The organism is Mammaliicoccus sciuri (genome assembly GCF_025561425.1).
Lineage (GTDB): Bacteria > Bacillota > Bacilli > Staphylococcales > Staphylococcaceae > Mammaliicoccus > Mammaliicoccus sciuri_A.
Window position 1 is genome coordinate 2,729,563 of the sequence record NZ_CP094824.1, and the last position, 26,680, is coordinate 2,756,242.

General features: G+C 39.5%; 14 protein-coding genes and 6 rRNA genes. 2 read left to right on the plus strand and 18 right to left on the minus strand.

What is annotated here, in order from left to right; translation table 11 throughout:
- Nucleotides 1–170: 170 nt before the first annotated feature.
- From gltX to MUA60_RS14445, 9 genes are all read right to left on the minus strand, one after another.
- Nucleotides 171–1,625: a glutamate--tRNA ligase gene (gltX, locus tag MUA60_RS14405; RefSeq protein ID WP_262648864.1), complete on the minus strand. Its 1,455-nt coding sequence runs from the start codon at nt 1,623–1,625 to the stop codon at nt 171–173.
- A 15-nt stretch (nt 1,626–1,640) separates the two neighbouring features.
- Nucleotides 1,641–2,120 (minus strand): 2-C-methyl-D-erythritol 2,4-cyclodiphosphate synthase, encoded by a 480-nt coding sequence (ispF, locus tag MUA60_RS14410; RefSeq protein WP_262648866.1) that lies wholly within the window; start codon nt 2,118–2,120, stop codon nt 1,641–1,643.
- Nucleotides 2,113–2,799, minus strand: coding sequence for a 2-C-methyl-D-erythritol 4-phosphate cytidylyltransferase (gene ispD / locus MUA60_RS14415; RefSeq protein WP_262648867.1), 687 nt, complete (start codon nt 2,797–2,799; stop codon nt 2,113–2,115). The genes ispF and ispD overlap by 8 nt, the downstream gene beginning before the upstream one ends.
- Nucleotide 2,800: 1 nt before the next feature.
- Complete coding sequence (locus MUA60_RS14420) at nt 2,801–3,859, minus strand: PIN/TRAM domain-containing protein (RefSeq protein WP_037589912.1); 1,059 nt, start codon at nt 3,857–3,859, stop codon at nt 2,801–2,803.
- A gap of 22 nt (nt 3,860–3,881) precedes the next feature.
- A complete protein-coding gene (gene radA, locus MUA60_RS14425; protein WP_262648868.1) occupies nt 3,882–5,252 on the minus strand; it encodes a DNA repair protein RadA in 1,371 nt (456 codons plus the stop codon).
- 155 nt (nt 5,253–5,407) lie between these two features.
- Nucleotides 5,408–7,861 carry an ATP-dependent Clp protease ATP-binding subunit gene (locus MUA60_RS14430; RefSeq protein WP_262648869.1) on the minus strand — a complete coding sequence of 818 codons (2,454 nt, stop codon included), beginning with the start codon at nt 7,859–7,861 and terminating at the stop codon, nt 5,408–5,410.
- Nucleotides 7,862–7,877: 16 nt separating this feature from the next.
- A complete protein-coding gene (locus MUA60_RS14435; RefSeq protein WP_262648871.1) occupies nt 7,878–8,885 on the minus strand; it encodes a protein arginine kinase in 1,008 nt (335 codons plus the stop codon).
- Nucleotides 8,886–9,422 carry an excinuclease ABC subunit B gene (locus MUA60_RS14440; protein WP_262648872.1) on the minus strand — a complete coding sequence of 179 codons (537 nt, stop codon included), beginning with the start codon at nt 9,420–9,422 and terminating at the stop codon, nt 8,886–8,888. It lies immediately after the preceding gene.
- Nucleotides 9,423–9,436: 14 nt separating this feature from the next.
- Nucleotides 9,437–9,898, minus strand: coding sequence for a CtsR family transcriptional regulator (locus MUA60_RS14445; protein WP_025904841.1), 462 nt, complete (start codon nt 9,896–9,898; stop codon nt 9,437–9,439).
- Between the two features lie 175 nt (nt 9,899–10,073).
- Between MUA60_RS14445 and MUA60_RS14450 the strand changes: the two genes are divergently transcribed.
- Entirely contained in the window at nt 10,074–11,294 is a 1,221-nt protein-coding gene (locus MUA60_RS14450) for a NupC/NupG family nucleoside CNT transporter (protein WP_262642126.1), read from the plus strand.
- Nucleotides 11,295–11,349: 55 nt separating this feature from the next.
- On the opposite strand, the gene pdxT is transcribed toward MUA60_RS14450, so the two are convergent.
- Nucleotides 11,350–11,925, minus strand: coding sequence for a pyridoxal 5'-phosphate synthase glutaminase subunit PdxT (gene pdxT, locus MUA60_RS14455; protein WP_037589905.1), 576 nt, complete (start codon nt 11,923–11,925; stop codon nt 11,350–11,352).
- 1 nt (nt 11,926) lies between these two features.
- Nucleotides 11,927–12,814 (minus strand): pyridoxal 5'-phosphate synthase lyase subunit PdxS, encoded by an 888-nt coding sequence (gene pdxS, locus MUA60_RS14460; protein ID WP_262648873.1) that lies wholly within the window; start codon nt 12,812–12,814, stop codon nt 11,927–11,929.
- A 111-nt stretch (nt 12,815–12,925) separates the two neighbouring features.
- Between pdxS and pdxR the strand changes: the two genes are divergently transcribed.
- Entirely contained in the window at nt 12,926–14,314 is a 1,389-nt protein-coding gene (pdxR, locus tag MUA60_RS14465; RefSeq protein ID WP_262648875.1) for a MocR-like pyridoxine biosynthesis transcription factor PdxR, read from the plus strand.
- A gap of 25 nt (nt 14,315–14,339) precedes the next feature.
- Here the strand turns inward: pdxR and MUA60_RS14470 are convergent, their stop codons facing one another.
- The 7 genes from MUA60_RS14470 to MUA60_RS14500 form a co-directional block, all read right to left on the minus strand.
- Complete coding sequence (locus MUA60_RS14470; RefSeq protein WP_262648876.1) at nt 14,340–16,223, minus strand: FUSC family protein; 1,884 nt, start codon at nt 16,221–16,223, stop codon at nt 14,340–14,342.
- An 86-nt stretch (nt 16,224–16,309) separates the two neighbouring features.
- Nucleotides 16,310–16,424: ribosomal RNA gene (gene rrf / locus MUA60_RS14475) — 5S ribosomal RNA — on the minus strand.
- Between the two features lie 198 nt (nt 16,425–16,622).
- Nucleotides 16,623–19,549: ribosomal RNA gene (locus MUA60_RS14480) — 23S ribosomal RNA — on the minus strand.
- A 274-nt stretch (nt 19,550–19,823) separates the two neighbouring features.
- A 16S ribosomal RNA gene (locus MUA60_RS14485) occupies nt 19,824–21,376 on the minus strand.
- A 231-nt stretch (nt 21,377–21,607) separates the two neighbouring features.
- A 5S ribosomal RNA gene (gene rrf, locus MUA60_RS14490) occupies nt 21,608–21,722 on the minus strand.
- Between the two features lie 198 nt (nt 21,723–21,920).
- Nucleotides 21,921–24,847 (minus strand): 23S ribosomal RNA (locus tag MUA60_RS14495).
- Nucleotides 24,848–25,121: 274 nt separating this feature from the next.
- Nucleotides 25,122–26,674, minus strand: a 16S ribosomal RNA gene (locus MUA60_RS14500).
- Together the 16S, 23S and 5S rRNA genes form the textbook arrangement of a ribosomal RNA operon.
- Between the last annotated feature and the right edge of the window lie 6 nt (nt 26,675–26,680).

Below are 26,680 nucleotides of genomic sequence, written 5' to 3' on the forward strand. Positions count from 1 at the left end.
ATTAAAAAATGCTCACTCTTTTAAATATTAACATCATCATATTTGTAATAAAGGTGCATTCGCTTAAGTAATGTGGCACATTTTCAGCAACCATGTACTCTCTAATTTCACATTATCTAATCTACTTGTCCTTTAAGTCATTTATATAATAATTTCTCGTTCTAAAAAAATCAAACAAAGCGTTTTAATCTGTTAAGTACTTTATCTCGACCTAACAACGCAATTGTATTTGGTAATTCAGGGCCATGAGTTTGACCTGAAACAGCAACACGTATAGGCATAAATAATTGTTTACCTTTGATGCCTGTTTCTTTTTGAACAGCTTTAATTGATTTTTTAATTTCTGCTGGTTCAAACGGCTCTAAAGTTTCAAGTTGTTTCACAAGTTCAGCCATAACAGTTGGAACTTGTTCACCATCTAAGACTTCTTGTGCTTCGTCACTGAAATCAAGATGTTCTCTGAAGAATAACTCAGATAAAGGAACAATTTCTCCTGCGTAACTCATTTGTTGTTGATATAAACCTACTAAGTCCCTTGCCCAAGTTAATTCAGCTTCAGATGGACTTTCAGGTAATAAACCTGCTTTAACCATATGAGGAATTGTCATTTCAAAGACTGTTTCAGAATCTTTTTCTTTCATGTATTGGTTATTAATCCATTCTAATTTTTTCTTATCAAAGAATGCTGGTGATTTAGAAAGACGTTTTTCATCGAAGATTTTAATAAATTCTTCTTTAGAGAAGATTTCTTCTTCGCCTTCAGGAGACCATCCTAGTAAACCAATAAAGTTAAAGATTGCTTCAGGTAAATAACCTAAATCTTTATATTGTTCGATGAACTGTAGAATTTGACCATCACGTTTACTTAATTTTTTACGCTCTTCATTAACGATTAATGTCATATGCGCAAATTGTGGAGGCTCGAATCCAAACGCTTCATAAATCATAAGTTGTTTAGGTGTGTTTGAAATATGATCATCACCACGAATAACGTGTGAAATTTCCATGTAGTAATCATCAATCGCAACCGCAAAATTATAAGTTGGGATACCATCTTTTTTAACGATTACCCAGTCACCGATACCATTTGAATCAAATGATACTTCACCTTTAACGATGTCATCGAATTTATATTCTTTATCTTGTGGCACTCTAAAGCGAATACTTGGTTGTCTACCTTCTGCTTCAAATGCTTCTTGTTCTTCTTTTGTTAAGTGTGCGTGTTTTCCACCATAACGAGGCATTTCACCTCTTGCAATTTGCTCTTCGCGTTCCGCTTCTAATTCTTCTGAAGTCATATAACATTTATATGCTTTGTCTTCAGCTAATAATTTTTCAATTAATGGCTTATAAATGTCGCCACGTTCAGATTGACGATATGGACCGTATCCTCCGTCTTTATTAACAGACTCATCCCAATCTAAACCTAACCATTCAAGGTTAGAAAATTGTGATGCTTCTCCGTCTTCTAAATTTCTGGCTATATCTGTATCTTCAATACGTATAACAAAGTCCCCATTATAATGTTTCGCAAATAAATAGTTAAATAATGCGGTTCTTGCGTTACCGATGTGTAAGTAACCAGTCGGACTTGGCGCGTATCTTACTCTTACTTTGTTACTCATCGTCTCACTCCTGTTTTATTCTTTACTTGTTAATAATACCACAGCTTGTGCTTGTATGCCTTCTTCTCTTCCTAGAAATCCTAATTTTTCATTCGTTGTTGCTTTTACATTTATATCTTCAATAGACACGTCTAATACTGAAGCAATTGCACTTCGCATTTGATCTATATAAGGCCTGAATTTAGGTTGTTCCGCTACAATTGTAGCATCTACATTCCCAAGTTTATATCCTTTTTTCAAAACTTGTTCATAAGATTCTTTAAGCAATAACTTTGAATCTGCATCTTTAAAAGCTGGATCTGTATCTGGGAATAGCTTTCCTATATCTCCTAGACTTGCAGCACCAAGAATAGCATCCGTAATTGCATGGAGCAACACATCTGCATCACTGTGACCTTTCAAACCATGTGTATGTTCAATCTCAAGACTACCAATGATCAATGGTCTAGTCGGATCAAATTCATGCACATCATAACCGTAACCTATTCTAAACATCGCAAATACCTCGCTTCTCTAGTATAGAATGTGCAATGATTAAATCTTCGTGTGTTGTAATTTTGATGTTGTCGTAATCACCATTTGATATGTGAACTTGATACCCTGCTCTCTCTACTAACGAAGCATCATCCGTACCTAAATAATTTTGTGCTTCTGCTTGTTCATAAGCTTTTAAAATTATGTCTCTTTTGAACGCTTGAGGTGTTTGAACTTGCCACATTGTTGAGCGATCGTAAGTTTGTTCAACAACACCATCGATAACTTGCTTGATTGTGTCCTTAGCTTGAACTGCTAAGATTACTGCATCTTTTGTTAAGACATCTTGATATAATTGATTGATTTTTTCTTGTGTAATAAATGGTCTTGCACCATCATGAACCATCACAATTTCGGTATCAATCAATACTTTCAAGACTTCATTAATGCTATGTTGTCTTTCTTGACCACCTGGAATAACACCAGCAACTTTACTATAGTCCTTTAAATGTTCTTCCATTAATTCAACTTCGTCTGGATGCGCAGCAATAAAAATCTGTTCACATGAATCTATTTCTTGAAACACGGCAACAGTTTGACGAATAATTGTTTCACCGTTAATTTCTAGAAATAATTTGTTGATTTCAGTTCCCATTCTTTTACCTTGTCCAGCTGCAGGAATAATTGTCGTAAACCCCAATTTATGACACCTTCTTCGCAAATATAATTCTACCAGAGGAAGTTTGTAGTAAGCTCATCACTTCAACAGGAATTGTCTTTCCTATATATTCTCTTCCTTTTTCAATGACGACCATTGTACCATCATCAAGATAACCGACACCTTGATCATCTTCTTTACCTATTTTCGTAATTAATAAATCGAAAATATCCCCTTGGTGTAGTACTGGTTTAATCGCTTCTGATAAATCATTTACATTTAGAACTTTTATACCTTGAACTGCACATACTTTATTCAAATTATAATCTGTTGTAATAATACTTGCTTGATATCGCTTAGCTAAATTGATTAAGAGGGCATCTACATCTTTATGTGTAGACGTTGGTTCAATAATTGAAATCGAGAAATCCGTTTTTTTCAATTCATTTAATATATCTAACCCACGTTGTCCTTTATCGCGTTTAACACTGTCCTTAGCATCCGCAATGACTTGTAACTCTTCAATAACACCTTGAGGTACGAGGATTTCTCCATCTATAAAATGACACTTCACGACGTCTAATATTCTCCCGTCAATAATGGCACTTGTATCTAAAATTTTGGCGTATTTCGAAGTGGTTTGCCTTGTTAAAGAATTTGATATACTTTCTGGAAATAATCGTAATATTTCTTCTCGCTTTTGCAAACCAATCTGAAAGCCTAAATAACATAAAAAAGCAGCAATAATAATAGGTAAAATATGTTTCAGAACTGGTGCACCGATCATTTCTAATATAAACGAAACCATAACCGCGATCATTAAGCCTATCATGACACCAACTGTGGCGAAGAATATTTCAAGAATACTCCTTTTTAATAAATATTTTTCTCCTTGATCAGCCATGTCTACAATTTTATCAATCAAAAACCCAAACAATAGGAAAATAACAACCGCACCTATAAGACCATCAATATATGGATTTGTCAGTACTTGTTCGGGTTGGATACTAAACGCATTAATCAGTTCTGGAATCACCATAATGCCTAGTGAGGAACCTATGACTAAATAACACAGTATGATTAGTCCTTTTAAAATTTTCATACGTTAACCTCCTAATGGTTAATTATGCATTAAAAGCAATTTTCAATGCTTCTCTTGTTGTTGATACGCCAATAACTTCTGTACCTTCAGGGAATTCTAAACCTTTAATATTATTTTTAGGTATGATAATACGTTTAAATCCTAATTTAGCCGCTTCTTGTACACGTTGATCAATTCTAGCAACCCTTCTTACTTCACCTGTTAAGCCAACCTCTCCTACGAAACAATCATCACCTTTAGTAGGTTTATCTTGGAAACTTGAAGCTATCGCGATAACAATACTTAAATCTACTGCGGGTTCACTTAATTTTACACCACCGGCAATTTTGATATATGCGTCTTGTTGTTGTAATAAGAAATTCTCTTTCTTCTCTAATACAGCCATCAATAAGCTTAATCTATTGTGATCGATACCTGTTGCCATTCTTCGTGGATTATGAAAAGTCGTTGGCGTTACTAAAGCTTGTACTTCAACTAAAATAGGTCTCGTACCTTCCATAGTTGCCACAATAGTCGAACCCGATACATGTTTCGTTCTTTCTTCTAAGAACATTTCAGACGGATTTTTAACTTCGTTAAGACCCGTTTGCTTCATTTCAAAAATACCCATTTCATTTGTCGAACCAAAACGGTTTTTGACTGCTCTTAATATTCTGTATGCATGATGTGTATCGCCTTCAAAATATAATACTGTATCTACCATATGTTCTAACAAACGTGGACCAGCAATTTGTCCATCTTTCGTTACGTGTCCAACAATAAATGTAGCAATATTCATTTGTTTTGCGATATGCATTAAATTTTGTGTACATTCTCTAACTTGAGAAACAGAACCTGGCGCAGAAGTGACTTCAGGGTGGAAGACAGTTTGAATGGAATCTATTACTAATACATCTGGTTTTTCTTTTTGAACCATACTATGTATAATCTCTAAATTCGTTTCAGCATAAACATTTAATTCTCCTGAATCTTCAACTAATCTTTCAGCTCTTAATTTTGTTTGTCTTACAGATTCTTCACCTGAAACATATAAGATATTTTTTTGTTGAGATAAAGCCGCACAAATTTGTAATAATAATGTGGATTTACCAATACCAGGGTCCCCACCAATGAGTACAAGCGAACCTTCTACAACACCGCCACCTAATACGCGATTAAATTCATTGATTTTAGTCTTAATTCTAGGTGTATCTTCTTCTTTAACGTCTTTTAATTTTTCTATTTTTTGTGCGGGTACATCTGACTTGAATGTATTTTTAGGACCTTTAGTTTCTTTATGTTCTATTGATTCTTCCATTTGGTTCCATGCACCACAATTAGGGCATTTCCCCATCCATTTTGGAGATTGATATCCGCAGGCTAAACACTCAAATATTACTTTCTTTTTGGCCATTCATGTTACCTCCGTATTAATTGAATAGTTATATTTTAAACTTGACTGACATTAAAAACAAATTAATATACTTTAAAATCAATATAAAAGCCCGCAAACTATTATGATAAATAGCTTGCGGACTCTTAATAATATTAAATTAACATTGTTAATTTTTAAGCTTTTGAAGTTTCTTCTGCTTCTTTGTGATCTGATAAATCGAATTTAAATTCATCATCTCTATAATCTACAATGACATCTTTACCTACTAAATCTTGTCCAGATAAGATTAATTCACTTAAATTATCTTCGACGTGTTTTTGAATAGCACGTGTTAATGGTCTTGCACCATATTCTAGATCGAATCCTTCATCAGCAATTTTTTCTTGTGCTGAATCTGAAAGCGTAATGTGAATGCCTTGTTCTGATAATCGGTTCGTTAAGTTACCAGCCATTTTATTCACAATTTCTTTAAGATGTGTTTTTTCAAGTTTGTGGAAGACGATAATATCATCTACACGATTTAAGAATTCTGGTCTAAATTGTTGTTTTAATTCATCCATCATTGTTTTTCTGATAGTTTCGTAATCCGGTCCACTTTCTTTAGCGCCGAATCCAACAAATTTAGCATTTTGTAATTCTTGTGCACCAACGTTTGATGTCATGATAATGACAGTATTTCTAAAGTCTACTTTACGACCTTTAGAATCTGTTAAATGACCATCATCTAACACTTGTAACAAGATATTAAATACATCTGGATGTGCTTTTTCAATTTCGTCAAATAGGATAACTGAATATGGTTTACGTCTTACATTTTCAGTTAATTGTCCACCATCATCATGACCTACATAACCTGGAGGAGAACCTACTAAACGGCTGACAGAGTGTTTCTCCATAAACTCACTCATGTCCACTCTGATCATAGCATCTTCTTCACCGAACATTGCATCAGCTAATGTACGTGCAAGTTCAGTTTTACCAACACCTGTTGGTCCTAAGAATATGAAGCTACCAATTGGTCTCTTAGGATCTTTAAGACCAGCACGGGCACGTCTTACTGCTTTAGAAATTGATTTAACTGCATCGTTTTGACCGATTACACGTTCATGTAAGATAGTTTCTAAGTTTAGTAATCGTTCTGACTCAGTTTCGTTTAATTTCGTAATTGGAATACCTGTCCAATTTGCAACAACGACTGCGATATCTTCAGCAGTTACACAAGTGTTTTTCTCACCTTGTGCTTTTTTCCATTCGTTTTTAGTATCTTCTAATTGTTTTTCAAGTTTTGTTTGTTTATCTCTTAAATTAGCTGCATTTTCAAACTCTTGAGAATGTACGGCAGCATCTTTTTCTTTCTTAACTGTTTCTAATTCTGATTCAAGTTCTTTAAGACTTGGAGGTGTTGTATAGTTTCTAAGTCTTACTTTAGAACTTGCTTCATCGATTAAATCGATTGCTTTATCAGGTAGGAATCTATCTGAAATGTAACGGTCACTCATATTAACGGCCGCTTCAATCGCTTCATCTGAAATATTAATACGGTGATGCGCTTCGTAACGATCTCTCAAACCTTTTAAAATCGCAATTGAATCTTCAGTATTTGGTTCATCAACTGTTACAGGTTGGAAACGACGTTCTAATGCAGCATCTTTTTCAATATATTTACGGTATTCATCTAATGTAGTTGCACCGATACATTGTAGTTCTCCACGAGCTAATGCTGGTTTCAAGATGTTTGATGCGTCGATAGCACCTTCTGCTCCACCTGCACCAATCAGTGTGTGTAACTCATCGATGAATAACACGATATTGCCTGCTTGATGAATTTCTTCCATTACTTTTTTAAGTCTTTCTTCAAATTCACCACGATATTTAGTACCTGCTACAACAGTACCCATGTCTAATGACATAACGCGTTTACCTTTTAATGTTTCTGGTACTTCGTTTTGTACGATTGCTTGTGCTAAACCTTCAACGATAGCCGTTTTACCGACACCTGGTTCACCGATTAATACTGGATTGTTTTTAGTTCTTCTACTTAACACTTCAATGACACGTGTAATTTCATCTGAACGACCAACTACTGGATCTAACGTACCATCTTGCGCAATGACTGTTAAGTCTCTTGCTAATCCATCTAAAGTTGGTGTTGCTTGATTTTTAGTCGTTTGAGCATTTTTTGAACCTTGCTCTGGACTACCTAATGATTTAACAACTTGTGCTCTTGCTTTCGTGATATTTAAATCTAAATTAGCAAATACACGTGCTGCCACACCTTCGTTCTCACGAATTAATCCAAGTAATAGATGTTCTGTTCCAACAAATGTATGGTTTAACTTTCTTGCTTCATCCATTGAAAGTTCAATTACTTTCTTAGCTCTTGGTGTGTAATGAATCGCACCAACTTGTTCTTGACCTTGGCCAATTAAGTTTTCAACTTCTTTTGTTACTTTTTCTTCAGTAATACCGAAAGCATCTAACACTTTAGCTGCTATGCCTTCAGGTTCTTTCATTAAACCTAATAATAAATGTTCCGTACCTATATTTGAATGATTCAATCTCATTGCTTCTTCTTGTGCATGCGCTAATACACGTTGCGCACGTTCTGTTAATCTACCAAATAGCATAAACTAACCTCCTATTTTATATATGTTCTCTTAAAAAGGTTGCTCTTTGTTCATCTACAGATTGTTCCGCGTCATTACCTTCAAAGAATGGTGTTTGTATTGTAACCATTAAATTATCAAAATTAAAGTTATTACTCTCGATATGTCCTAAATCTATACCCAGTTTCATTTCACTTAATCTCAATGAAGCTTCTTCAACAGACATTAATTGTGCAGATTTCAATATTCCTTTCGCACGATGAACTCTGTCTTTTGTTTCCATGTGATTAAAACGATCAAGTCTTTGTCTAATTTGTTCTTCTTCACTAATGATTTGTTCAACAATTTGTGTTAAATCTTCAATGATTTCTTCTTCAGTCTTACCAAGTGTTAATTGATTGGAGATTTGATACACATGCCCAAGTGCACCTGTACCTTCACCATAAATTCCTCGAATAGTATATCCGAATCTATTGATAGCTTGTACAATTCTCTTCATACGTTTCATAATGCTTAAACCAGGTAAGTGCAACATAACACTCGCTCTTAACCCTGTTCCAATGTTCGTTGGACAAGTCGTTAAAAATCCGTGTTGTTCATCATATGAAATCGTTAGATGTTTATCAAGCTCATCATCTAATTTAGATGCTGTTTCATACAACTCGTTTAGCACAAGATTGTGACCCATAACTTGTATTCTAACGTGATCTTCTTCGTTGATCATAACACTTGTTGATTCATCTTCATTTAATAATACTGCACCAAATTTTTGTTTTGTCAGTGCCGGGCTAATGAGATGTTTGAACACGAGTTTATTCTGATCCAATTCACTTAAATCTGATAACTTCGTCAATTTCAATTCTGATAATGCTTTACTCACTTTTTCTATTACTTTATTGCCTGTTTCGTCATCTTCTTCATATTTGAGCGGATGAACTTCGTCTTGAAGGTTACGTGCAAGTCTTATTCTAGAACTCATGACAATTGGCGTGTCTTCTGTTTCTTTCATCCAATCGCTAATGTGTTCATTCATATGCTCTTCCATTTACTCGACCTCACCTTCTGCTTTCAATGCTTTTATTTCATCTCTTACAACTGCTGCATCTTCAAAGGCTTGCTCTTCAATTAAGCCTTTGAGTATTTTTTCTTTCTCAGCAATTTGTTGTTTGAGTTGTATTTTACTTCTTGAAGATACAGGTATTTTACCTGTATGCTCCCCACTGCCTGCTTGAACTCTTCTAATAATTTGCGGTACATCATCTTTAAAAGTTTCATAGCAGTCATGACAACCAAACTTACCAACTTTAGCAATATCTGTTAAAGTCATGCCACAAGTAGGACAGTGCTTTTCTTCTTGTGGTTGAACTTGTTTAAAGTTAATACCATGTTTACCTACTAAATATTGTAGAAATTGGTTCACAACAAATTCTTGGTCCAAATTTTGATCACTCATATGATCATCTTGGAAATAAAAATGTTCTGAAGCACAGTTTTTACATATCCATTGTTCTGTTTTATGTTTCTTACCTGTTGATGTTAATTGAATTGTTGCTTCTTCTTTACCACAAATTTCACAAAGCATACTGTCACTCCTTTTTAACTATAATGTATGACGGCAAGTATACGTTTCAATATATTTGCTCGAATAATATCTCTATATGGTATTTCTATTTGCAATGTATCTCTATGAAGTGTTTGAACAATCATTTTTTTCTCTCTATCTGTAATTAAGTCATTTTCGTACAAACCATCCACAATTCTAAATGCATTTGCTTGTGAGATTTGATCACCTGTCAATTCAATTAGATGTCTAATGAATGCTGATTGACTATTCGTTTCAACTTTTGAAATACGAATGTAACCACCGCCGCCTCTTTTACTTTCAATAGCGTATCCGTGCTCATTTGTAAATCTTGTTTTTATAACATAGTTTAATTGGGAAGGTACACAATCAAACTTTTCAGCAATATGTGCACGTTTAATTTCAACGACATCTCCTTGAGCCTCCTCTAGCAATTGCTTTAAGTATTGCTCAATGATATCCGACATGTTGTGCATTAATTCATCACCTCTTTTGACCTTCTTTGACTATATTATATGTTCTGTTGTTTATTATTTCAATTAATTTGTTTCTTTAAAAATTTTTAAAAATTTATACCGCTTTCAAAAGAAATAAGTTATCATATAAGGTAGGTTATGATTGAGTATAAACGAAGGGAAAGGTGTGTCAATTATGCATTATATTATCGGGATTATCGGTATCTTATTATTCCTATTTCTAGCATGGTTAGTAAGCTCTGATAAAATGCGTGTCAGATGGCAGTATATAGGATTAATGATCGTAATCCAGTTTATATTTGCTTTCTTATTATTAAAAACAACAGGTGGATTAACTATCATAGGTGGTATTTCAAGTGGTTTTGGCTACATCATAGCAAAAGCTATGGAAGGGATAAACTTCGTATTTGCGGGTATTGCAAATATCGATCCTAAGACAGATAAGCCTGTTTCAGTTTATTTCCTTAATGTATTAATGCCAATTGTGTTTGTATCAGCACTTATCGGTATTTTACAATATCTTAAAATCTTACCTTTTATCATTAAATATTTAGGTTTAGTCATTTCTAAAGTTAATGGTATGGGTAAATTAGAATCATATAATGCGGTCGCATCTGCAATTTTAGGTCAATCAGAAGTGTTTATTTCTATCAAAAAACAACTTCCATTAATTCCCAAACATCGTATGTATACATTAACAGCTTCAGCTATGTCTACAATATCTGCATCAATCGTTGGTGCATATTTTACAATGGTTGAGCCAAGATACGTTGTAACAGCTATCGTATTAAACTTATTCGGTGGATTTATTATGGCATCCATTATTAATCCATATACAGTAGATTCAAAAGAAGACGACATCATGATTCAAGAATCAGAAGAAAAACAATCATTCTTCGAAATGTTAGGTGAATATATTTTAGATGGTTTCAAAGTTGCCGTTATCGTAGCAGCAATGTTAATCGGTTATGTTGCATTAATCGGACTATTAAATGGTGTTACGTCTAACATTTTAAGTTTCGTTTCTGGCGGTTCAGTATCATGGGACTTCCAAACATTAATCGGATTTGTATTTGCACCATTTGCCTTCTTAACAGGGGTTCCTTGGGCAGATGCAGTACAATCAGGTAGTATTATGGCTACTAAAGTTCTTTCAAATGAATTTGTTGCGATGGGTATTTTACCTGATGCAGATATTTCAGAAAGAGCAAATGGTATCATTTCAGTATTCTTAGTTTCATTCGCAAACTTTGGTTCTATTGGTATCATCGCGGGTGCTGTTAAATCATTAAATGATAAACAAGGGGATAATGTCGCACGCTTCGGTATTAAATTATTATACGGTGCAACATTAGTATCATTCTTATCAGCTACAATCGCAGGATTTTTCTTATAATAAATAGAAGCAGTCTACAGAACAATAATCGTTCTGTAGACTGCTTTTTTGTTTGTTATACTTGTTCTGTTTGATATTGTTTCACGATTTCTTCAATGAAATACGCCATAATTTTGTAGTCTTCAGTAAGTTCCGGATGGAATGAAATACCTAAGTATTGATTTTGTCTTACAGCTACAATTCTATCTTCAACCTTAGATAATACCTCCACACCTTCATGAGCTGATTGTATGTGAGGTGCACGTATAAATACTGCATTAACCGCTTCTTCAATACCTTTAACATCTAAATCTTGTTCAAAGCTATCTACTTGTCTACCAAATGAATTTCTCTCAACAACAACGTCCAATTTATTTAAATGACTTTCTTGGCCGACTACTTCTTTTGCTAAAAGTATCAACCCAGCACAAGTTCCATACATAGGTAAGGAACTATTTCTAAGTGCTTCAGTAAAGCCGTATAAATCCATTAAACGACGCATAGTCGTTGATTCTCCACCAGGTAAGACTAAACCATCAATTTCATCTAATTGCTCTACATGCTTAATTGTAATACCTTCATGGCCAGCTTTTTCAATATGCTTTATATGTTCTCTTACAGCACCTTGTAAACCTAGGACACCTATCTTCATATTACCATCCACGCTCTTGCATACGTTCTTCTAATGATAATTGATTGATGTCTAAACCTTTCATAGCTGGTCCTAATTCTTTAGACAATTCGGCAATTAATTTATAATCTTGATAATGTGTAGTTGCTTGAACAATTGCTTTAGCAAATTTTTCTGGTGCTTCAGATTTAAAGATACCAGATCCAACGAATACACCATCAGCGCCTAATTCCATCATTAATGCAGCATCAGCTGGCGTTGCAACCCCACCTGCTGCAAAGTTTACAACTGGTAAACGACCTAAATCTTTAATTTCTTTTAATACTTCATATGGCGCACCAATATTTTTAGCTTCAGTCATAATTTCGTCGTCACTCATCACAACTAATTTACGCACTTCTGCATTCACTTGTCTCATATGACGAACTGCTTCAACTATATTACCAGTTCCTGGTTCACCTTTCGTACGTAACATTGCAGCACCTTCACCAATTCTACGTGCAGCCTCACCTAAATTACGGCAACCACAAACAAATGGCACTGTAAATTCATCTTTTTTCAAATGATATTCTTCATCAGCTGGTGTTAACACTTCTGACTCATCAATATAATCTACGCCCATTGATTCTAGTACGCGAGCTTCTGTGATATGACCAATTCTACCTTTAGCCATAACAGGAATAGATACACCATTCATAACTTCTTCTACAATACGTGGGTCAGCCATTCTTGCTACCCCTCCTGCTGCTCTAATATCAGATGGTACGCGTTCTAATGCCATTACAGCAACAGCACCTGCTTCTTCAGCTAATTTAGCTTGTTCGGCATTAACCACATCCATGATTACGCCACCTTTTTGCATTTCTGCCATACCTCTTTTAACTTTATCTGAACCAGTAATTTTTGACATCGAAAAACTTCCTCCTTTTAAATCGCTTATTAGTAGGTTATACTAAATTCTGAACTGGTAAAAGAGTCAGATTTACCAAATAATTAGTGGTCAGTTTTCGAGGTGAATAAAATGGAAATGCTCATGTTCGACATCAATAGGAAGATTAATACGCCTATATACATACAACTATATGAAAATATTAAAAAAAATATTATTAACGACGTTATGAGGTATAACGAGAAATTACCTTCCAAAAGACAATTAAGTCATTATTTATCGGTAAGTCAAACAACGATAGAACACGCTTATCAACTACTTTGCGATGAAGGTTATATCTATAGTAAAAATCGTTCTGGCTTTTATATTAATGACATCGTTAATCTACCGGTAACCTATAAATCTAAGATTCCTGAAGCTCACTACATAGAAGAACAAAAGTATCAATATAGCTTTAAACTAGGTGCAATAGACAAAACGCATTTCCCGAATGACCTTTTTAGAAAATACGCTAAAGAAGCATTTGATGAACAACAAATAGATTTATTAGATAGTGGCCATAAACAAGGGGATTTTAATTTAAGAAAAGAAATCAGCTATTATGTCTTTCATAGCCGTGGCGTAAATTGTTCTCCAGATCAAATTGTCGTTGGGTCGTCAACAGAGCAGTTATTATCCATTATTACGGATATCATTTCAGAGTCTAAATATATGATTGAAGATCCTCTATACAAGCAAGTAAGAGATTTATTAAAAAGAAAACATATCCCATTTGATTTTATACCGGTTACGCAAAATGGGATTGATATAGAACAAATTATCAAGACGGATAGTGATGTTGTGTATATAACACCTAGTCATCAATTTCCAACTGGTGTCATTATGGACTTAAAACGACGAACACAACTCATTAAATGGGCTTCAGAACGAGACAATCGATTTATTATTGAAGATGACTATGATTCAGAGTTTAGATATAGTGGAAGGCCGATACCAGCACTACAAAGTTTAGATCATTCAGATAGCGTCATCTATGTTAGTACATTCTCTAAATCTATTTCTCCTTCGTTGCGTGTGGCTTATGCTGTACTTCCGAAAAATTTAATTGCTTTATATCACAAAAAGACAAACATAGAAGGTGGCACCGTACCAAGACATACCCAATATATGTTAGCAAGGTTTATGAATGAAGGTCATTTCGAAAGACATTTAAATCGCATGAGAAAAATATATCGAACTAAAAGAGATATTATACTCGAACAACTCAAAAAATACCCTGAAACCTTTTCGATTTCAGGGGAATTAACGGGAATGCATTTTATATTAAATGTTCATAATGGTTTATCTTTAGAGGAATGTATAAGTAGAATTGAAGCATGCAATATCGATATAAAACCCCTCTCTCATTATCGCTTTAAACAAACTGATGAGAAACCTCACTTTGTTCTTGGGTTCGGTGGTATTAATATTGAAGATGCCAAAACACATATCAATAGTTTAATAGAATGTTTAACCAAATAAAAAAGACTTCGCGATGAAGTCTTTTTTATTTGGTATGACTTAAACTTTGTAATTTCATTAGTTCATTTCTAATACTTGTATATTCTTTTAATTCTGGTAAATCAATTTTTTTATAGTCTGCATTAAAGACCACTTTTTTACAAATATTCTCATAAGTCGTTAAATAAAGTCCTAAGTCATGATCTGATAGCGTCGAAATGTTACCTTGTGCATAAGCTCTTTCTAACGTAAATGCTAATTGTTCTACTGTAAATATAATCGGATAAACATATTCAATCTTTTTAACTTTGTTATCCATTTCATTCAACGCAGCTTGATACATTGCCTTCGTATTCATGATTTCAGTGTGCAAATCTGTGATGATTTTTGATTTTGCAATATTATGATGATACTTATTAGAAGAAAATATTGCATGTAACAAACTTGCTTGTAGTTTTAACGTATTATTAATCGTCTTAGGCAATTTTTTAGATGCTTGATTTCTTCCCACTATCAGTACACCAATTAAACCTATTACTGAACCAATTACAACATCAACAATTCTTGGCATTACTAAATATGTATCGAAATGTTGTGTGATTGCTGCTGACATTAAAAGAACATTCGGCGTAATAAATGTGACTGCAATTGTATAATTAAATGCGACTAATAACTCAGCTGTTCCCATCAAGATAGCCATTAGTATGACAATCGTCCATGTATTAGGCTCAAATGCTAAAATTAAAATTGCGACTAACATACCTGTAATTGTACCTACTGTTCTTTGTAATGCTCTTTGGATTGTAGAAAGAGATGATGAACCTAATAATACAGAACAACAAGATATTGGTATCCAATAAGCTCTTTCAAACCCCATACCAAATGCAATAATAACTGAAGTAAATAATATAACCCCATATTGCATAGAAGACATTAAAACTAAAGAATCTCTTGATAAATTTTCTTTAATAATTCTTGAGTACATCGGTTTTCTATAAATAATTTGTTTATCAAATTGCAAATTCTTATCATTAAGAATCATGACTGTATCATTAATTAATTCAGCTAATGACTTTATGTAAGAGCTCTCTCCATCATATTCAATCGGTACATATTGGGCAGATTCATTACCTGCAATTCTAAGCTGAATATAAGTAAGTGCTTCACTTATTTCTTTTGGTAACTCTTCATAACCTTTTGAAGATAATTCTAAACAAGCAGACCATATAGCTTCAGCACGTCCTTTTAACTGTAACATTCTATTATAACCATGCGTTTTATTCCAAAAAGCATTAGCTGTCGTCAAAGTATTTGTTGCATGATGTATCGCATTTAAAGTATTTCTACGTGCATCATCAAATTTTTTCCCACTAAAATTTTCAGTTAAATATGCTAAATTCTTATAAATATTTGATACACTTTCAGCTTCCGGCTTTTTATGATTAAACATTGCATCAATTATTACAACAATTGTACTAACAATACCCCCACATAAAACAAGTAATCCTCTGTTCAGGAAATCCTCAGGCATAATTGGCATAATAGAAGCTACACTATATGTAAGTACAAAGAATAAAGAAGAAGGACCAGGTATTTGAAAAGCTTTTAAAACGAAATGACCTATCATTCCTATAAGTCCTAATACTAATGCATATAAAAATGGAATTGTTATTGTAATCGTTCCTAACATGATACAAACACTTAATACTATAGAAACTGCTATAACTTTTCTAATTCGTGAAGGATATAATCCATTAATAATGTATATATTACTAAAAGATCCTAATAACGCAGTTAGTCCTAGATCGAATCTTCCAAGTAATACACTTCCAGCTAAAATGATAAAAACAATAATAGCTTGCATAAATGCTTTTTTAGTTGCTAAATTATTTTTATTCACTTTAAACATCACTTCAAAATATTTTTTCATGTCATATCTCCTCTCACAATTTTCAAACAAAAAAAGAGACCTAACAGGTCTCGAGTGCGGCTCATCGCATCCATTTATAAACATTTGCCCGGCAACGTCCTACTCTCGCGGAACGTAAGCCCAACTACCATCGGCGCTAAAGAGCTTAACTTCTGTGTTCGGCATGGGAACAGGTGTGACCTCTTTGCTATCGTCACCAGACAAATTATTGCTTGAGTCAATCGTTTACATACTTCCTCATCACCGCTGTCTTCCTCATTCATTTACGAAAGTAAACTCATTTGTCAGCCATTGTGATTCGTTGTCTATAAGCGTTTTCTCTACGCAATACAAATTGAAATGTATTACACATTCAAAACTAGATAGTAAGTAGATTTTACGGCTAAAACCGATTTAAATTTGATTAAGTCTTCGATCGATTAGTATTCGTCAGCTACACACATTACTGCGCTTACACCCCGAACCTATTAACCTCATCATCTTTGAGGGATCTTATAACCGAAGTTGGGAAATCTCATCTTGAGGGGGGCTTCATGCTTAGATGCTTTCAGCACTTATCCCGTCCATACATAGCTACCCAGCTATGCCGCTGGCGCGACAACTGGTACACCAGAGGTATGTCCATCCCGGTCCTCTCGTACTAAGGACAGCTCCTCTCAAATTTCCTACGCCCACGACGGATAGGGACCGAACTGTCTCACGACGTTCTGAACCCAGCTCGCGTACCGCTTTAATGGGCGAACAGCCCAACCCTTGGGACCGACTACAGCCCCAGGATGCGATGAGCCGACATCGAGGTGCCAAACCTCCCCGTCGATGTGAACTCTTGGGGGAGATAAGCCTGTTATCCCCGGGGTAGCTTTTATCCGTTGAGCGATGGCCCTTCCATGCGGAACCACCGGATCACTAAGTCCGTCTTTCGACCCTGCTCGACTTGTAGGTCTCGCAGTCAAGCTCCCTTGTGCCTTTACACTCTGCGAATGATTTCCAACCATTCTGAGGGAACCTTTGAGCGCCTCCGTTACTCTTTAGGAGGCGACCGCCCCAGTCAAACTGCCCGCCTGACACTGTCTCCCACCATGATCAAATGGTGCGGGTTAGAAAGTCAACACAGCCAGGGTAGTATCCCACCAGCGCCTCCACGTAAGCTAGCGCTCACGTTTCAAAGGCTCCTACCTATCCTGTACAAGCTGTGCCAAATTTCAATATCAGGCTACAGTAAAGCTCCACGGGGTCTTTCCGTCCTGTCGCGGGTAACCTGCATCTTCACAGGTACTATGATTTCACCGAGTCTCTCGTTGAGACAGTGCCCAAATCGTTACGCCTTTCGTGCGGGTCGGAACTTACCCGACAAGGAATTTCGCTACCTTAGGACCGTTATAGTTACGGCCGCCGTTTACTGGGGCTTCGATTTGTAGCTTCGCAGAAGCTAACCACTCCTCTTAACCTTCCAGCACCGGGCAGGCGTCAGCCCCTATACATCACCTTACGGTTTAGCAGAGACCTGTGTTTTTGATAAACAGTCGCTTGGGCCTATTCACTGCGGCTCTTCAAGGCTTGCACCCTAAAAAGCACCCCTTCTCCCGAAGTTACGGGGTCATTTTGCCGAGTTCCTTAACGAGAGTTCGCTCGCTCACCTTAGAATTCTCATCTTGACTACCTGTGTCGGTTTGCGGTACGGGCACCTATTTTCTAACTAGAGGCTTTTCTTGGCAGTGTGAAATCAACGACTCGTCGGATACATGATCCAACTCCCCATCACAACTCAACCTTACGAGTGCCGGATTTGCCTAACACTCAGTCTTATTGCTTGGACGTGCACTCCAACAGCACGCTTCGCCTATCCTACTGCGTCCCCCCATCGTTCAAACAATCATAGGTGGTACAGGAATATCTACCTGTTGTCCATCGCCTACGCCTATCGGCCTCGGCTTAGGTCCCGACTAACCCAGAGCGGACGAGCCTTCCTCTGGAAACCTTAGTCAATCGGTGGATGGGATTCTCACCCATCTTTCGCTACTCACACCGGCATTCTCACTTCTAAACATTCCACATGTCCTTACGATCATGCTTCGACACGTTTAGAACGCTCTCCTACCATTATCCTTACGGATAATCCACAGCTTCGGTAATATGTTTAGCCCCGGTATATTTTCGGCGCAGTGTCACTCGACTAGTGAGCTATTACGCACTCTTTAAATGATGGCTGCTTCTAAGCCAACATCCTAGTTGTCTGGGCAACGCCACATCCTTTTCCACTTAACATATATTTTGGGACCTTAGCTGGTGGTCTGGGCTGTTTCCCTTTCGACTACGGACCTTATCACCCATAGTCTGACTCCCAAGTTAAATTATTTGGCATTCGGAGTTTGTCTGAATTCGGTAACCCGAGAGGGGCCCCTCGTCCAAACAGTGCTCTACCTCCAATAATCATCACTTGAGGCTAGCCCTAAAGCTATTTCGGAGAGAACCAGCTATCTCCAAGTTCGATTGGAATTTCTCCGCTACCCACACCTCATCCGCTCACTTTTCAACGTAAGTCGGTTCGGTCCTCCATTCAGTGTTACCTGAACTTCAACCTGGACATGGGTAGATCACTTGGTTTCGGGTCTACGACCAGATACTCATTCGCCCTATTCAGACTCGCTTTCGCTACGGCTTCACATTTACTGCTTAACCTTGCATCAAATCGTAACTCGCCGGTTCATTCTACAAAAGGCACGCCATCACCCATTAACGGGCTCTGACTATTTGTAAGCACACGGTTTCAGGTTCTATTTCACTCCCCTTCCGGGGTGCTTTTCACCTTTCCCTCACGGTACTGGTTCACTATCGGTCACTAGAGAGTATTTAGCCTTGGGAGATGGTCCTCCCAGATTCCGACGGAATTTCACGTGTTCCGCCGTACTCAGGATCCACTCAGGAGAGAAATGACTTTCGACTACAGGACCTTTACCTTCTATGGTTGGCTTTTCCAAAACCATTCGTCTAATCATTTCCTTTGTAACTCCGTATTGAGTGTCCTACAACCCCAATAGGCAAGCCTATTGGTTTGGGCTCTTCCCGTTTCGCTCGCCGCTACTCAGGGAATCGAGTTTTCTTTCTCTTCCTCCGGGTACTAAGATGTTTCAGTTCTCCGGGTGTACCTTCTCACATACTATGTATTCATATGCGGATAACATGACATAACTCATGCTGGGTTTCCCCATTCGGAAATCTCTGGATCAAAGCGTACTTACAGCTCCCCAAAGCATATCGTCGTTAGTAACGTCCTTCTTCGGCTTCTAGTGCCAAGGCATTCACCGTGCGCCCTTAATAACTTAATCGTGTAAAAGCTTGGTCAAACGAATGTATCAATAATGATACTTGTTTACCAGTTTTACGAGTTATTAATCTGTGATGTCGTCTATAAAGACGACGCGCGATTATTAAGCTTGTTGAATTTCGTTAAAAATTCACTCGTTTTTTTGCTTGGTAAAATCTATTTTACTTACTTATCTAGTTTTCAATGTGCAATGTTGAATGTTATAAACATTCAAAACTGAATACAATATGTCTTCGTTATTCCATGACCTAATGGTCATTCCGTAATATCCTTAGAAAGGAGGTGATCCAGCCGCACCTTCCGATACGGCTACCTTGTTACGACTTCACCCCAATCATTTGTCCCACCTTCGACGGCTAGCTCCTAAAAGGTTACTCCACCGGCTTCGGGTGTTACAAACTCTCGTGGTGTGACGGGCGGTGTGTACAAGACCCGGGAACGTATTCACCGTAGCATGCTGATCTACGATTACTAGCGATTCCAGCTTCATGTAGTCGAGTTGCAGACTACAATCCGAACTGAGAATAATTTTATGGGATTTGCTTGGCCTCGCGGATTCGCTGCCCTTTGTATTATCCATTGTAGCACGTGTGTAGCCCAAATCATAAGGGGCATGATGATTTGACGTCATCCCCACCTTCCTCCGGTTTGTCACCGGCAGTCAACCTAGAGTGCCCAACTTAATGATGGCAACTAAGCTTAAGGGTTGCGCTCGTTGCGGGACTTAACCCAACATCTCACGACACGAGCTGACGACAACCATGCACCACCTGTCACTTTGTCCCCCGAAGGGGAAGACTCTATCTCTAGAGCGGTCAAAGGATGTCAAGATTTGGTAAGGTTCTTCGCGTTGCTTCGAATTAAACCACATGCTCCACCGCTTGTGCGGGTCCCCGTCAATTCCTTTGAGTTTCAACCTTGCGGTCGTACTCCCCAGGCGGAGTGCTTAATGCGTTAGCTGCAGCACTAAGGGGCGGAAACCCCCTAACACTTAGCACTCATCGTTTACGGCGTGGACTACCAGGGTATCTAATCCTGTTTGATCCCCACGCTTTCGCACATCAGCGTCAGTTACAGACCAGAGAGCCGCCTTCGCCACTGGTGTTCCTCCATATCTCTGCGCATTTCACCGCTACACATGGAATTCCACTCTCCTCTTCTGCACTCAAGTTTCCCAGTTTCCAATGACCCTCCACGGTTGAGCCGTGGGCTTTCACATCAGACTTAAGAAACCGCCTACGCGCGCTTTACGCCCAATAATTCCGGATAACGCTTGCCACCTACGTATTACCGCGGCTGCTGGCACGTAGTTAGCCGTGGCTTTCTGGTTAGGTACCGTCAAGACTTGTTCAGTTACTAACAAATTTGTTCTTCCCTAACAACAGAGTTTTACGATCCGAAAACCTTCGTCACTCACGCGGCGTTGCTCCGTCAGGCTTTCGCCCATTGCGGAAGATTCCCTACTGCTGCCTCCCGTAGGAGTCTGGACCGTGTCTCAGTTCCAGTGTGGCCGATCACCCTCTCAGGTCGGCTACGTATCGTCGCCTTGGTAAGCCGTTACCTTACCAACTAGCTAATACGGCGCGGGTCCATCTATAAGTGACAGCCGAAACCGTCTTTCACTATTGAACCATGCGGTTCAAAATATTATCCGGTATTAGCCCCGGTTTCCCGGAGTTATCCCAGTCTTATAGGTAGGTTACCCACGTGTTACTCACCCGTCCGCCGCTAACATCAGAGAAGCAAGCTTCTCATCTGTTCGCTCGACTTGCATGTATTAGGCACGCCGCCAGCGTTCATCCTGAGCCAGGATCAAACTCTCCATAAAAGAAGTAAGCTTGATAAGCTCATTTTGATTGGTTAAGCCAATCACTCTGAAGTACTTTTAGTACTCAATTATTGGAATTAACGTTGACATATTGTCATTCAGTTTTCAATGTTCATTTTGTCTCACAAGAAACTATTATACACTTGTTATATTCTTGTGTCAACATTTAATTCAATTTATTTTTCAAGAAAATTTCAAGAAAAAAAGACCCAAGGGTCAAAATTGAATTTTGCCCGGCAACGTCCTACTCTCGCGGAACGTAAGCCCAACTACCATCGGCGCTAAAGAGCTTAACTTCTGTGTTCGGCATGGGAACAGGTGTGACCTCTTTGCTATCGTCACCAGACAAATTATTGCTTGAGTCAATCGTTTACATACTTCCTCATCACCGCTGTCTTCCTCATTCATTTACGAAAGTAAACTCATTTGTCAGCCATTGTGATTCGTTGTCTATAAGCGTTTTCTCTACGCAATACAAATTGAAATGTATTACACATTCAAAACTAGATAGTAAGTAGATTTTACGGCTAAAACCGATTTAAATTTGATTAAGTCTTCGATCGATTAGTATTCGTCAGCTACACACATTACTGCGCTTACACCCCGAACCTATTAACCTCATCATCTTTGAGGGATCTTATAACCGAAGTTGGGAAATCTCATCTTGAGGGGGGCTTCATGCTTAGATGCTTTCAGCACTTATCCCGTCCATACATAGCTACCCAGCTATGCCGCTGGCGCGACAACTGGTACACCAGAGGTATGTCCATCCCGGTCCTCTCGTACTAAGGACAGCTCCTCTCAAATTTCCTACGCCCACGACGGATAGGGACCGAACTGTCTCACGACGTTCTGAACCCAGCTCGCGTACCGCTTTAATGGGCGAACAGCCCAACCCTTGGGACCGACTACAGCCCCAGGATGCGATGAGCCGACATCGAGGTGCCAAACCTCCCCGTCGATGTGAACTCTTGGGGGAGATAAGCCTGTTATCCCCGGGGTAGCTTTTATCCGTTGAGCGATGGCCCTTCCATGCGGAACCACCGGATCACTAAGTCCGTCTTTCGACCCTGCTCGACTTGTAGGTCTCGCAGTCAAGCTCCCTTGTGCCTTTACACTCTGCGAATGATTTCCAACCATTCTGAGGGAACCTTTGAGCGCCTCCGTTACTCTTTAGGAGGCGACCGCCCCAGTCAAACTGCCCGCCTGACACTGTCTCCCACCATGATCAAATGGTGCGGGTTAGAAAGTCAACACAGCCAGGGTAGTATCCCACCAGCGCCTCCACGTAAGCTAGCGCTCACGTTTCAAAGGCTCCTACCTATCCTGTACAAGCTGTGCCAAATTTCAATATCAGGCTACAGTAAAGCTCCACGGGGTCTTTCCGTCCTGTCGCGGGTAACCTGCATCTTCACAGGTACTATGATTTCACCGAGTCTCTCGTTGAGACAGTGCCCAAATCGTTACGCCTTTCGTGCGGGTCGGAACTTACCCGACAAGGAATTTCGCTACCTTAGGACCGTTATAGTTACGGCCGCCGTTTACTGGGGCTTCGATTCGTAGCTTCGCAGAAGCTAACCACTCCTCTTAACCTTCCAGCACCGGGCAGGCGTCAGCCCCTATACATCACCTTACGGTTTAGCAGAGACCTGTGTTTTTGATAAACAGTCGCTTGGGCCTATTCACTGCGGCTCTTCAAGGCTTGCACCCTAAAAAGCACCCCTTCTCCCGAAGTTACGGGGTCATTTTGCCGAGTTCCTTAACGAGAGTTCGCTCGCTCACCTTAGAATTCTCATCTTGACTACCTGTGTCGGTTTGCGGTACGGGCACCTATTTTCTAACTAGAGGCTTTTCTTGGCAGTGTGAAATCAACGACTCGTCGGATACATGATCCAACTCCCCATCACAACTCAACCTTACGAGTGCCGGATTTGCCTAACACTCAGTCTTATTGCTTGGACGTGCACTCCAACAGCACGCTTCGCCTATCCTACTGCGTCCCCCCATCGTTCAAACAATCATAGGTGGTACAGGAATATCTACCTGTTATCCATCGCCTACGCCTATCGGCCTCGGCTTAGGTCCCGACTAACCCAGAGCGGACGAGCCTTCCTCTGGAAACCTTAGTCAATCGGTGGATGGGATTCTCACCCATCTTTCGCTACTCACACCGGCATTCTCACTTCTAAACATTCCACATGTCCTTACAATCATGCTTCGACACGTTTAGAACGCTCTCCTACCATTATCCTTACGGATAATCCACAGCTTCGGTAATATGTTTAGCCCCGGTATATTTTCGGCGCAGTGTCACTCGACTAGTGAGCTATTACGCACTCTTTAAATGATGGCTGCTTCTAAGCCAACATCCTAGTTGTCTGGGCAACGCCACATCCTTTTCCACTTAACATATATTTTGGGACCTTAGCTGGTGGTCTGGGCTGTTTCCCTTTCGACTACGGACCTTATCACCCATAGTCTGACTCCCAAGTTAAATTATTTGGCATTCGGAGTTTGTCTGAATTCGGTAACCCGAGAGGGGCCCCTCGTCCAAACAGTGCTCTACCTCCAATAATCATCACTTGAGGCTAGCCCTAAAGCTATTTCGGAGAGAACCAGCTATCTCCAAGTTCGATTGGAATTTCTCCGCTACCCACACCTCATCCGCTCACTTTTCAACGTAAGTCGGTTCGGTCCTCCATTCAGTGTTACCTGAACTTCAACCTGGACATGGGTAGATCACTTGGTTTCGGGTCTACGACCAGATACTCATTCGCCCTATTCAGACTCGCTTTCGCTACGGCTCCACATTTACTGCTTAACCTTGCATCAAATCGTAACTCGCCGGTTCATTCTACAAAAGGCACGCCATCACCCATTAACGGGCTCTGACTATTTGTAAGCACACGGTTTCAGGTTCTATTTCACTCCCCTTCCGGGGTGCTTTTCACCTTTCCCTCACGGTACTGGTTCACTATCGGTCACTAGAGAGTATTTAGCCTTGGGAGATGGTCCTCCCAGATTCCGACGGAATTTCACGTGTTCCGCCGTACTCAGGATCCACTCAGGAGAGAAATGACTTTCGACTACAGGACCTTTACCTTCTATGGTTAGCTTTTCCAAAACCATTCGTCTAATCATTTCCTTTGTAACTCCGTATAGAGTGTCCTACAACCCCAATAGGCAAGCCTATTGGTTTGGGCTCTTCCCGTTTCGCTCGCCGCTACTCAGGGAATCGAGTTTTCTTTCTCTTCCTCCGGGTACTAAGATGTTTCAGTTCTCCGGGTGTGCCTTCTCACATACTATGTATTCATATGCGGATAACATGACATAACTCATGCTGGGTTTCCCCATTCGGAAATCTCTGGATCAAAGCGTACTTACAGCTCCCCAAAGCATATCGTCGTTAGTAACGTCCTTCTTCGGCTTCTAGTGCCAAGGCATCCACCGTGCGCCCTTAATAACTTAATCGTGTAAAAGCTTGGTCAAACGAATGTATCAATAATGATACTTGTTTACCAGTTTTACGAGTTATTAATCTGTGATGTCGTCTATAAAGACGACGCGCGATTATTAAGCTTGTTGAATTTCGTTAAAAATTCACTCGGTTTTTTGCTTGGTAAAATCTATTTTACTTACTTATCTAGTTTTCAATGTGCAATGTTGAATGTTATAAACATTCAAAACTGAATACAATATGTCTTCGTTATTCCATGACCTAATGGTCATTCCGTAATATCCTTAGAAAGGAGGTGATCCAGCCGCACCTTCCGATACGGCTACCTTGTTACGACTTCACCCCAATCATTTGTCCCACCTTCGACGGCTAGCTCCTAAAAGGTTACTCCACCGGCTTCGGGTGTTACAAACTCTCGTGGTGTGACGGGCGGTGTGTACAAGACCCGGGAACGTATTCACCGTAGCATGCTGATCTACGATTACTAGCGATTCCAGCTTCATGTAGTCGAGTTGCAGACTACAATCCGAACTGAGAATAATTTTATGGGATTTGCTTGGCCTCGCGGATTCGCTGCCCTTTGTATTATCCATTGTAGCACGTGTGTAGCCCAAATCATAAGGGGCATGATGATTTGACGTCATCCCCACCTTCCTCCGGTTTGTCACCGGCAGTCAACCTAGAGTGCCCAACTTAATGATGGCAACTAAGCTTAAGGGTTGCGCTCGTTGCGGGACTTAACCCAACATCTCACGACACGAGCTGACGACAACCATGCACCACCTGTCACTTTGTCCCCCGAAGGGGAAGACTCTATCTCTAGAGCGGTCAAAGGATGTCAAGATTTGGTAAGGTTCTTCGCGTTGCTTCGAATTAAACCACATGCTCCACCGCTTGTGCGGGTCCCCGTCAATTCCTTTGAGTTTCAACCTTGCGGTCGTACTCCCCAGGCGGAGTGCTTAATGCGTTAGCTGCAGCACTAAGGGGCGGAAACCCCCTAACACTTAGCACTCATCGTTTACGGCGTGGACTACCAGGGTATCTAATCCTGTTTGATCCCCACGCTTTCGCACATCAGCGTCAGTTACAGACCAGAGAGCCGCCTTCGCCACTGGTGTTCCTCCATATCTCTGCGCATTTCACCGCTACACATGGAATTCCACTCTCCTCTTCTGCACTCAAGTTTCCCAGTTTCCAATGACCCTCCACGGTTGAGCCGTGGGCTTTCACATCAGACTTAAGAAACCGCCTACGCGCGCTTTACGCCCAATAATTCCGGATAACGCTTGCCACCTACGTATTACCGCGGCTGCTGGCACGTAGTTAGCCGTGGCTTTCTGGTTAGGTACCGTCAAGACTTGTTCAGTTACTAACAAATTTGTTCTTCCCTAACAACAGAGTTTTACGATCCGAAAACCTTCGTCACTCACGCGGCGTTGCTCCGTCAGGCTTTCGCCCATTGCGGAAGATTCCCTACTGCTGCCTCCCGTAGGAGTCTGGACCGTGTCTCAGTTCCAGTGTGGCCGATCACCCTCTCAGGTCGGCTACGTATCGTCGCCTTGGTAAGCCGTTACCTTACCAACTAGCTAATACGGCGCGGGTCCATCTATAAGTGACAGCCGAAACCGTCTTTCACTATTGAACCATGCGGTTCAAAATATTATCCGGTATTAGCCCCGGTTTCCCGGAGTTATCCCAGTCTTATAGGTAGGTTACCCACGTGTTACTCACCCGTCCGCCGCTAACATCAGAGAAGCAAGCTTCTCATCTGTTCGCTCGACTTGCATGTATTAGGCACGCCGCCAGCGTTCATCCTGAGCCAGGATCAAACTCTCCATAAAAGAAGT

Coding starts and splice junctions, on each gene's coding strand:
- gltX (WP_262648864.1), bottom strand. CDS start 1,625: ATGAGTAACAAAGTAAGAGTAAGATACGCGCCAAGTCCGACTGGTTAC.
- ispF (WP_262648866.1), bottom strand. CDS start 2,120: ATGTTTAGAATAGGTTACGGTTATGATGTGCATGAATTTGATCCGACT.
- MUA60_RS14420 (WP_037589912.1), bottom strand. CDS start 3,859: ATGAAAATTTTAAAAGGACTAATCATACTGTGTTATTTAGTCATAGGT.
- radA (WP_262648868.1), bottom strand. CDS start 5,252: ATGGCCAAAAAGAAAGTAATATTTGAGTGTTTAGCCTGCGGATATCAA.
- MUA60_RS14430 (WP_262648869.1), bottom strand. CDS start 7,861: ATGCTATTTGGTAGATTAACAGAACGTGCGCAACGTGTATTAGCGCAT.
- MUA60_RS14435 (WP_262648871.1), bottom strand. CDS start 8,885: ATGGAAGAGCATATGAATGAACACATTAGCGATTGGATGAAAGAAACA.
- MUA60_RS14440 (WP_262648872.1), bottom strand. CDS start 9,422: ATGCTTTGTGAAATTTGTGGTAAAGAAGAAGCAACAATTCAATTAACA.
- MUA60_RS14445 (WP_025904841.1), bottom strand. CDS start 9,898: ATGCACAACATGTCGGATATCATTGAGCAATACTTAAAGCAATTGCTA.
- MUA60_RS14450 (WP_262642126.1), top strand. CDS start 10,074: ATGCATTATATTATCGGGATTATCGGTATCTTATTATTCCTATTTCTA.
- pdxT (WP_037589905.1), bottom strand. CDS start 11,925: ATGAAGATAGGTGTCCTAGGTTTACAAGGTGCTGTAAGAGAACATATA.
- pdxS (WP_262648873.1), bottom strand. CDS start 12,814: ATGTCAAAAATTACTGGTTCAGATAAAGTTAAAAGAGGTATGGCAGAA.
- pdxR (WP_262648875.1), top strand. CDS start 12,926: ATGGAAATGCTCATGTTCGACATCAATAGGAAGATTAATACGCCTATA.
- MUA60_RS14470 (WP_262648876.1), bottom strand. CDS start 16,223: ATGAAAAAATATTTTGAAGTGATGTTTAAAGTGAATAAAAATAATTTA.